The organism is Saccharothrix deserti, assembly GCF_009769385.1.
GTDB classification, from domain to species: Bacteria; Actinomycetota; Actinomycetes; order Mycobacteriales; family Pseudonocardiaceae; genus Actinosynnema; species Actinosynnema deserti.
In genome coordinates this window covers 1-10,118 of sequence record NZ_VKAB01000097.1, presented here as the reverse complement: position 1 = coordinate 10,118, position 10,118 = coordinate 1, and the positions used below count along the sequence as shown (strand labels likewise).

The window sequence follows — 10,118 nt, the reverse complement described above, 5'->3', positions numbered from 1 at the left end:
CGCAGCCCCCTGACCTGCGCCGATCCCACCGCCTAGTGACACGCCCCGTCACCGGGCCAGTCGGTGTTTCCCCAGCTCAACCCCCAGATTCACCGACCAGACGGCTACATCATCTGCGGAACGCGGGTTGTCCGGCAGCGTGAATTGGGCCGGCGACTCGACCACCTCGGCCGTGAGCGAGGACAAGTGGGCGAACTACGGCGCCTCGGGCACCGGTGAGGTGACTGCGCCGCGGCCCGTGGACCTGCGGACCGACCGTTCGTACTCGGTTTCCGCGTGGGTACGCCTGGACACCGCGGACACCTCGGCTCGGGTGGCGGTGAGCCTCGGTGACCCCCAGTTCCCGCCGTTCCTGCTGCACTACCGGCCGGAGAACCGGCAGTGGGGCTTCCTCATGACCCATCGCCCGGACAGCAGCGCGTGGTGGATCGCCCTTTCCGACAGTCAGGTGCAGACCGGTCAATGGGTGCACCTGGTGGGCACCTACGACGCGGTGGCGGGGCGGATCGGGTTGTACGTCAACGGGGTCAAGCAGACGCGGAACTTCTCCCAGACCCCAGATGGCGGTGGCGTCACCGGCTGGAACGGCACCGGTCCGCTCTGGATCGGCCGCGGCCTGTGGGTCGGGCAGAAAGCGAACCCGTGGAAGGGCGACGTGGACGACGTCCGGGTCTACTCCGGGGTCCTCACGCCGGAGCAGGTCTCGACATTGCGCTTCGACACCCTGCACTTCTGAGTCACCGATCCGACCGTTCACTCCACGAAGGGCTGCTGTCATGCGTGCTGCCGTGCGGAAGTTGGCCAGGAAGGCCATCGCGCTCGGGGTCGTGTTGGTGCTCACCACGTCGACCGCCCAGGCAGTCGCCGCGCCGGACGAGCCGTTCGACTGGAACCTGCCCGAGTTGCAGCGGGAGAAGTCGGTCACCACCACGCCCGTGGACATCGCCCCGCTGCCGGCAGACCCGGCCGCCGGTGCGGTGGTGACCGCCCCCGCGAAGGCGGACTGGCCCGCTGCCGCGCGGGGTGAGGTGGACTTCGCCGGCAAGGGCGGAACGCCCGCGCAGGCGGCGGCACGCGCGACGGGCACGCCGATCCGAGCGACCGGCACGCCGGTGGCGGTGGGGTTGGCCGGCGTGGCACCGGCGGAGGCCCGTCAGGCGGGTGCGGGCAAGGTGCGCGTCGAGGTGCACGACGAGAAGACCTCGCCCGGTGCGGTGGTGTTCAGCCTCACCGATGCAGGTGGAGTGAAGGACAAACCGCTCGCGGTCACGTTCGACTACTCGTCGTTCGCCGCGTCCTTCGGCGGTGACTACGGCTCACGGCTGCGCCTGGTGAGTCTTCCGCCGTGTGCGGTGAGCACTCCGGACAAGGCGGAGTGCCGGGTGACCACGCCGGTGGAAGGCGCGGCGAACAACACCACGGCGGGCGTGCTGTCCGGCACGACGACGTTGACGTCCGCCGAGCCGGCGGCGTTCGCGGTGATGGCGTCGAACTCCAGCGACGTCGGCACCTACGGAGCTACGTCGCTCGCCCCGGCCGGGTCCTGGAACGCGGGCGGCTCGTCGGGTGACTTCACCTACGGCTACCCGATGCGGGTGCCGCCGGCGATCGGTGGCGCGGAGCCGTCGGTGTCGTTGGGGTATTCGGCGCAGAGCCTGGACGGGCGGACGTCGGCGACGAACAACCAGGCGTCGTGGGCGGGCGACGGGTGGGACCTTTCGCCGGCCGGGTTCATCGAGCGGCAGTACAAGCCGTGCGGTCTGGACCTGGGTGGCAACAACGGTCAGAGGAAGACCGGTGATCAGTGCTGGGCCACCGACAACGCCACGATCAGCCTGGTCGGCGTGTCCGGCAAGCTGATCAAAGACCAGGTCAGCGGCCTGTGGCGGGCCGAGTCCGACGACGGCGCGCGCATCGAGCGATTGAAGGGCGCGGTCAACGGCGACAACGACGGTGAGTACTGGAAGGTCACCACGACCGACGGCACCCAGTACTTCCTCGGCCAGAACCGCCTGCCGGGCTGGACCGACGGCAAGCCGGAGACCCAGTCGACGTGGACGGTGCCGGTGTTCGGCAACCACACCGGCGAGGAGTGCAACCAGACGACGTTCGACGCGTCGTGGTGCCAACAGGCCTACCGGTGGAACCTGGACTACTCGGTCGACCCGCACGGCAACGTCACCACGTACTACTACAACCGGGAGATCAACCACTACGGCCGCGACTCCGACGCCGGTAAGGGCACGCCGTACGTGCGCGGCGGGTGGCTCGACCGCGTCGAGTACGGCCTGCGCGCCGACGCGGTGTTCGCGCATCCCGGCGCCAGGGTGAGCTTCGAGACCGCCGAGCGGTGCCTGCCCAGCGGGGCGGTGACGTGCGACCCGTCCCAGCTGAACACCTCCACGGCGGCGTCGTGGCCCGACGTGCCCTCCGACCAGTTGTGCGGCGCGGGGGAGCAGTGCACCAACCGGCTCACACCGTCGCACTTCACCCGCAAGCGGTTGACGAAGGTCGTCACGCGGGTCGCCAACGGGGCGAGCACGTTCCAGGACGTCGACTCGTGGACGCTGGAACACCAGTTCCTGGGCACCGGCGACGGTCTGGCACCGTCGATGAACCTCAAGTCGATCGTCCACACCGGACTAGTCGGCGGTGGCACGGCGTTGCCGGCCACGGTGTTCGAGCACACCGCGAAAGCGAACCGGGTCGACACGAGCGTCAACTACCGGCCGTTGACCAGGTACCGGATCACCGGGATCACCGGCGAGGCCGGTGGCCACACCGGGATCACCTACAGCGATGCCGAGTGCGCGCCCGGCACGCGGATGCCCGCCTCACCGGAGTCGAACGGTCTGCGGTGCTACCCGACGTGGTGGACACCGGACGGCGCGCTGGAGCCGAGGTTCGAGTGGTTCCACAAGTACGTCGTGCTCAGCGTGATCGACACCGACCGGACGGGTGCGTCCTCGCGTGTCCTGACCAGCTACGAGTACATCGGCGACGCCGCGTGGCACTTCGACGACGCCGAGTTCGCCGAGCCGAAGCGGCGCACGTGGTCGCAGTGGCGCGGTTACGGCAAAGTACGCACCACCAAGGGCGCCGCGCCCGCGACGCTATCGGTGACCGAGACCGTCTACGGGCGCGGGATGGACGGCGACAAGCTGCCCGGCGACGTCAACGGCGACGGCCTGCCAGACGGTGTCCGCAGGGCTTCGGTGACCACCAGCGAGCAAGAGTCGATCCCGGACGTCGCACGGCTGCGCGGGTTCGTCCGAGAGACCGTGCAGTACAACAACGGGGAACTGGTGTCGGCGTCGGTCAACGACCCGTACCTGCCCGCCACCGCGACCGACGCCGCGGGCAACAAGGCCTTCGTCACCGGCAACGCCTCCGTTCGGGGCCGCACCAAGCTGGAGAACGGCACCTGGCGGCGCACCAGGGTGGACAAGCAGTTCAACAACGAGGGCATCGCCACCCGCACCGAGGACCACGGCGACACCACGGTGACCGGTGACGAGACTTGCACCCACACCACCTTCGCCCGCAACGAGACGGCCTGGCTGCTCACCCAAGCGCAGCAGGTCGAAACAGTGGTCGGCACCTGCTCGACTACCGCGTCGGCGTCGACGATCCAGTCCCTGGCCCGGTCGTACTACGACGGCCAGGCGTACGGCGTCGCGCCCACGCGCGGCCTGATCACCAAGGTCGAGGTGCTCGACAAGTGGGACGCCACCGGGCAGACGTGGGTGACGGCGTCCACGGCCGGCTATGACTCGTACGGTCGCCCGAAGGACGTCTACGACGCCCGCGGCGAGAAGACCTCGACCACCTACATCCCGGACAACGGTCCGGTCACCGAGATCACCAGCACCAACCCGCTCGGCCACGTGACGCGGGAGTACGTGAACCCCGCGTGGGGCGCCTCGGTGGCGTCGGTCGATGCCAACAGCCGGCGGGCCGACCTGTCCTACGACCCGCTCGGCAGGCTGATCGCGGCTTGGACCTCCGGCCACGACAAGGCGACGACCAAGCCGGACGCGGTGTTCGAGTACCACTACAACACCGACAAGCCCAGCGTGGTGGTCTCCAAGCAGCTCCAGGACAACGGCGAGTACCTGGCCGCGTACACGCTCTACGACGGGTTGCTGAGGGAACGGCAGACGCAGGCGCCCGCGCCCGGCAAGGACGGCGGGCGGCAGATCACCGACACGTTCTACGACTCCCGCGGCCTGCCCTACAAGAGCAACGGTGTCTACTGGAACGGCGCCGCCCCCAGCGGCATCCTCGCCGGCATCGCCGACGCTGAGTTGCCGAGCCAGACCATCACCGAGTACGACGGACTCGAGCGGCCGATAGCGGCGATCTTCCTCAAGTTCCGGATCGAGCAGTGGCGCACCACGACGTTCTACGGTGGCGACCGCGTCCACACCACCCCGCCGTCCGGTGCGACCGCGACCACCCTGATCAGCGACGCGCAAGGCCGGACAGTCGAAAAGCGCCAGTACACGGCCGGTCTGGGCAGTGCTTACGACACGACTTCCTACGCCTACAACTCCGCGGGTCTGTTGGCGTCGGTGACCGACCCGGCCGGCAACGCCTGGCGCTACACCTACGACCTGCGCGGCCGGCCGATCGCCGCCGCCGACCCCGACACCGGTCACAGCACGACCGCGTACAACACGGCCGGGCAGGTGTTGTCGACCACGGACTCGCAGGGCCGCACCGTCGCCAACGCCTACGACAAGCTCGGCCGGCTCACCGCCAAGCACCGCGACTCGCTCACCGGCCCCAAGCTCACCGAATGGGTGTACGACACCCTGCAAGGCGGCGTCGGCCTGCCCGCCGCGTCCCGCCGCTACGCCGGCGGCCAGGTCTACGAGAAGACCGTCAACGGCTACGACCCGGCCGGACGGCCGACCGGCCAGAAGCTGACCATCCCCGCGACCGAAGGCGTCCTCGGGACGACCTACGAGATGCGGCAGTCCTACACCTACACCGGCAAGTCCGACGTCACCTCCTACATGGGGGTCACGTCCGGCACCAAGCAGATCTACCCCCGTGAATCGATCGGCACCTACTACGACGCGCTGGGCCTGCCTACCACGTCGCAGGGCGCCGAGGTCTACGTGGGAGCCACGGAGTACTCCAGCTTCGGCGAGGTGCTGTTCACGCAGTACGCCAGCGCCGAGCCCGGCGCCGCGAAGAACGTCGGGATCACCAACTTCTACGCGATCGGCAGCCGTCGACCGGAACGCACCGTCGTCAGCCGCGAGACCACGACCGACAACCGCGTCGCGGACCGCAACTACACCTATGACGCCGCGGGCAACATCACCCGGATCGCGGACACCCCCGAGGGGAGGGTGCCCGACATCCAGTGCTTCGGCTACGACTACCTGCGCCGGATGGAAGAGGCGTGGACCCCGACCTCGGGCGACTGCTCGACGGCGAGGTCGACCACCGCGCTGGGTGGCGCGGCGCGGTACTGGCACTCGTGGAAGCACGACAAGACCGGCAACCGGCTCACCGAGACCCAGCACGCGACCGCGGGTGACACGGTTCGCACCAGCACCTACCCGGTGGCCGGCGCGGCCCAGCCGCACACCGCTCGTTCGGTCACCACGGCCGGGCCGAACGGCACGTCGCTGGACACGTTCGACTACGACACCACCGGCCGGGCCAAGTCGCGCAAGATCGGCGGCAACGAGCAGGTCCTGGAGTACGACGTCGAGGGCCGGGTGTCGCGGATCGTCAACGCCGACGGCAAGGAGTCCAAGTACCTCTACGACGCCGACGGTGGGCGTCTGATCAGCCGTGAGCCGTCGGCCACCACGCTGTACGCGTTCGGCCAGGAGATCCGCCTGGAGACCGGCACGTCTACCCCGTCGTGGACCCGCTGGTACGGCCACGCCGGCCAGACGGTGGCGGTGCGCAACAGCGTCTCCGGGCTGAAGTGGCTGGCCTCCGACCACCAGGGCACCAACCAACTGTCCATCACCAAGGACATGACGGTCACCCAACGCCGCCAGACACCTTACGGCGGCGTGCGGGGCACCGCACCGCCGTCGTGGCCGGACCGTTTGGGTTTCGTCGGTGGTCGTAACGACGAATCGGGTCTGACGCAGGTAGGCGCGCGGTTGTACGACAGCGCCTCGGGCCGGTTCCTGTCGGCGGATCCGATCATCGACAACAACGATCCGCAGCAGCTCAACGGTTACGCGTACGCCAACAACAGCCCGGTCACCTACAGCGACCCGACCGGCCTGATCCGGGACTGCGGTCCGGACGGTGTGTTGTGCGGTGGCAAGGAAAAGAGCATCCAGGGGCCGAACTGGGAGTCGGAGAAGCGGGTCTACCACGCTCGTGAGCGGGCATTGCAGCAGGTGAATCGCGGTGTCCGGGCGCGCATGGACGGCGCGTTGGCGCGGGAGGGGATCAGTCGGGAGGACTACGAGAAGGCGCTGGCGGATGCGCACAGGACGAAGTGGGATGTGATCAAGGAGGTCGCCTGGGAGGTCTTGAAGGAGATCTCCGGGTGGAACGACATCGTCGACTGTTTCACCAAGGGCGACATCTGGGGCTGCGCCGGGCTCGTCGCGGGTCTGGTGCCGGTGGGCAAGGTCGGCAAGATCCTCGAAGCCGGCTACAACGCGGTCAAGGCCGTCGGCCGCCTGTCGGGCATCGTCGACAAGGCCAAGGGCGTCCTGCGTCGGGTCCAGACGATCACCGATGACCTGCAACGTGTCGCGACCGAGCAGTTCCGGAAGCTGACCTCCAAGGGCGGCGGGAGCTGTGTGAAGCACAGCTTCGTCGCCGGAACCCTGGTCCTGATGGCCGACGGCTCGACCAAGCCGATCGCCGAGGTCGACATCGGCGACAAGGTCAAGGCCACCTCCTGGCACCCGGTGTGGGTCGACGCCGAGGACCGCTTCGTCAACATCGGCGACCTCAAGCCAGGCCAACAGCTCACCTCTGCCGACGGCGCAACATCGACCGTCACCGCGGTCCAGCGACGCACGCGTGCTGAACCTGTCTATGACCTCACTGTTGCAGGCCTCCATACGTACTACGTGGTCGCGGGTGTTTCTGTCCTTGTCCATATTGAGTCGAAAGTGTTCGGTTGCCTACATGGTGGCGTAGCGGACGTGTGGGGCCCGGAAGTAGCCGCGGACGATGTGCGGCTGGCGCTGGCGGCGACGCAGGAACCGTCGGGTTTCGTGCGCGAGTCGGTCGACGTTATGGGCGCGGGAGGCGTTGACGTTGCGCTTGAGATCGGCGTTGAGCAGCTCGTCCGGGTTGAGTTCGGGGCTGTAGCCGGGCATCAGGTGCAGCTCGACCCGATCGACGTTGGTCTCCAGCCAGGCGCGGACCGCCTTGCTCCGGTGCACCGGGTGCCGGTCGGCGACGACGTGCACCTTCCGGCCCGCCTGACGGGCCACCCGGTCGAGAAACGCGGTGAACACGGCCGCGGTGAACCGCTCGGTGAACACGGTGAACCACAGCGCGCCGCGTGGGGCGACCGCGGACATGACGTTGACCCGCAGCCGTTTCCCGGTCACCCGCACGATCGGCGTCCTGCCCTCGGGCGCCCGGGAACGACCCGGTGGCGCGGCGTCCGACCGCAGCCCGCACTGGTCGACCCACGCGATCACGGCGCCCTCCGCCTTCGCGCGTGCCTCGATCGCCGGGTAGTCCTCGTCGAGCCAGGCCCGCACCGCGGCGGGCTGCTGTTCGTAGGCGCGGCGTGCCGGGCGCTGCGGGGTGAAGCCGTGGCGGCGCAGCCACAGCCCCACGCCCTGTTCGGTCATGTCGACCCCGACGACCAGCCGGATCAGCTCGACCACCGCCTGACGTGTCCACAGCGGGCCGCCGATCAGCAGCTCCTCCGGGGTGTAGTCGGCCATCGCCGCGAACAGGGTGCCCCGATCCTCCGGACCGATCAGCTCGGCAGGGCCGGGACGTCCCCTGCGAGTCGCCAGGCCGTCGCGACCGTCTCGCCGGTAGGCACGCCACCAGGTGCCCACCGAGCGTTCGGAAACCCCGAACACCTCCGCAGCCTGCCGATAGCCTTCGACCCGCCCGGCCTCCAACGCGGCCACCACCCGCAACCGCAGCACCTCGCGCTCCGCGGGCGATAACCGATGCGCACCCTCGACCTCGATCACGAGCGATCAACCTACAGGAAGACGATCACTTTCGACTCAAATAAGAGCCCGGGGTGCGATCGTTGTGGTGAGTGGCAAGGCCAACCGCAGGTGATCGGGAAAGTCCATCGTGGACATTGGTGGTTGAGCGTGGACGTCGTGACGGCTACGCCGACCGGTCAACTGCGGGGCTGGCGGCGACGGCTGTACGGGTCCTGCCCTGGCTTGTGGACCGCAGATGTGGGCGCGTCCCTGAGCGACCGGCGGTTGCTGACAGTGCTCGTGGTGTTGGTCATCGTCCTGCGTCGCGTGGTAGTTATTCCGCGAACCGCTGACGCAGTCGCAGTCGCAGTGTGTGTCCTGATCGCGTAGGGAGACCGGCCCGCCGGTTCCGGCCGGGCCGGTCTCGTTCAGGCGCGATGGGTCAGAACTTCACCGTGGCGCAGCCGACCCTGGGACCGGCGGTGCCGGCTTTGCCGGGTTCGGTGGCCGTGGGCTGGGCGTGGATCACGACCGAGCCCGCCCGGCGGTCGGCGAACCGCCAGGGGACGACCGTGTCGACCAGGGCCCGGCCGCGGTCGTCGGTGGTGAAGTCGAGCCAGATCTCGTTCTCCGGGTTGGCGTAGGCCGGGTCGACCGATGGTTGGCTCGGGTCCACCACGTGCTGGTGGTGCGCGCCGGCGTCGGTGGCCAGCGCGCCGCACGGCCGCTGGTGGGCGTGGGCGCCGTAGGTGCGGTTCGGGATCAGGCCGTGCACGCTGAGCAGTGTTTTCGTCGAGCGCCGCAGCGGGGTGGCCAGGACAAGCGCCACCGCGCCCGGTGCGATCAACGCCGTGTCGTACGTGTAGGCCTTGGTGGCGGTGTCGGGGGTGGCGAAGCGGGCCACCGTCACCGCGACACCGGAGCCTTGCGGGACGTCGGCGGACGCCGTGGGCGTCACCATCGCCGCGAGCACTCCGCCGACGAACAGAGGGATCAAACGTTTCACACTTCTCCCTTTCGGTACAGGCGGCGGACATCCGAAACTAGCACCGACGATCTCTCCGTGCCTCACTGTGGACTCCCCGTAATTGGACCTTAATTGTCTGCGGGAAACTCCTCTCGTTCGTGCTGGGTGGCCTGCTTCTTGTTGAGTTGAAATTATTATAACTGTGAGACAACGGACCTGTACCGTGTTTCTCGTCAAGAAAAGGGCGCTGACGAGTTGGATAACGGCCTGAATCCTGTCGACTTTCCCCGAAACGCGGCCGGCGACGACGGTGCCGCCTACTTTGGCAACTTGGAGCGAGTGGAGGATTTCGCGGAGAACAATAGCGGATATGGTCAGGGATTTGTGGTCCGCGCACCGACCGCATGGCTCGAGAGAAACATCGACGCAGACATGATCGACGTTTATTAAGGTATTGATGAGCGCCTGAAGGAGTTTGCTGTTCCCTATGAGTTGTTTGACGAACTGAACGGGTTTGGTCGCGAGCCTTGGGCACCCAAAGGGAGGGGGCGTTGAACTTGGAAGAATTTTCGAGGTTTGATCTAGTTGAATGTGCGGTAATCGGACATCGACATTTCGGTATTTTGGTTCAATTCGATGATGGAACGCCTGGCTTCATCGATAAGGCGGAAATATGCGACTATATGGTGGACGCTGCGGAGTGGCCACCTGTAGGGAGTCGGGTGAAGTGCGTTGTTCTCGGTCGTTCTCATGACGGTAGGATCCGGGTAATGTCGGCTCCTGCCCACGTCGAATTGGTGGCTTCGTTGGACGACCCTCAGCAAGCTCTCCGAGAGTGGGCAAGTTTGAAGGAGGTCGACGGTGGTGAGCCTGTTGCGTCATTTTATCGATCTCCTAACCCGGATCTTTCGTGTGGGTGGCGGCCCGGCTTGAGGCTGGGACCGGTGGCTGTTGCGGGTCCTCCTTCCGGTGTTCGGCATGGTCGAGGTGGCCCGTTGTCGGCCGGGGTGCCGCCGGGTTCCACT

3 protein-coding genes and 1 pseudogene are annotated in these 10,118 nt (G+C 67.7%); 2 read left to right on the top strand and 2 right to left on the bottom strand.

All coding sequences use genetic code 11. The features are described from left to right. Positions 1-172: 172 nt before the first annotated feature. Entirely contained in the window at positions 173-736 is a 564-nt protein-coding gene (locus FM051_RS48830; RefSeq protein ID WP_158854674.1) for a LamG domain-containing protein, read from the top strand. Between the two features lie 40 nt (positions 737-776). After that, a pseudogene (locus tag FM051_RS48825) lies at positions 777-7,064 on the top strand (RHS repeat-associated core domain-containing protein); the annotation flags it as partial. A 60-nt stretch (positions 7,065-7,124) separates the two neighbouring features. Here FM051_RS48825 and FM051_RS54385 read toward each other — a convergent pair. Together FM051_RS54385 and FM051_RS48820 are read right to left on the bottom strand one after the other, a co-directional pair. Next, complete coding sequence (locus FM051_RS54385; RefSeq protein ID WP_420803676.1) at positions 7,125-8,099, bottom strand: IS630 family transposase; 975 nt, start codon at positions 8,097-8,099, stop codon at positions 7,125-7,127. A 469-nt stretch (positions 8,100-8,568) separates the two neighbouring features. After that, a complete protein-coding gene (locus FM051_RS48820) occupies positions 8,569-9,132 on the bottom strand; it encodes a superoxide dismutase (protein ID WP_202919504.1) in 564 nt (187 codons plus the stop codon). Positions 9,133-10,118 lie beyond the last annotated feature (986 nt).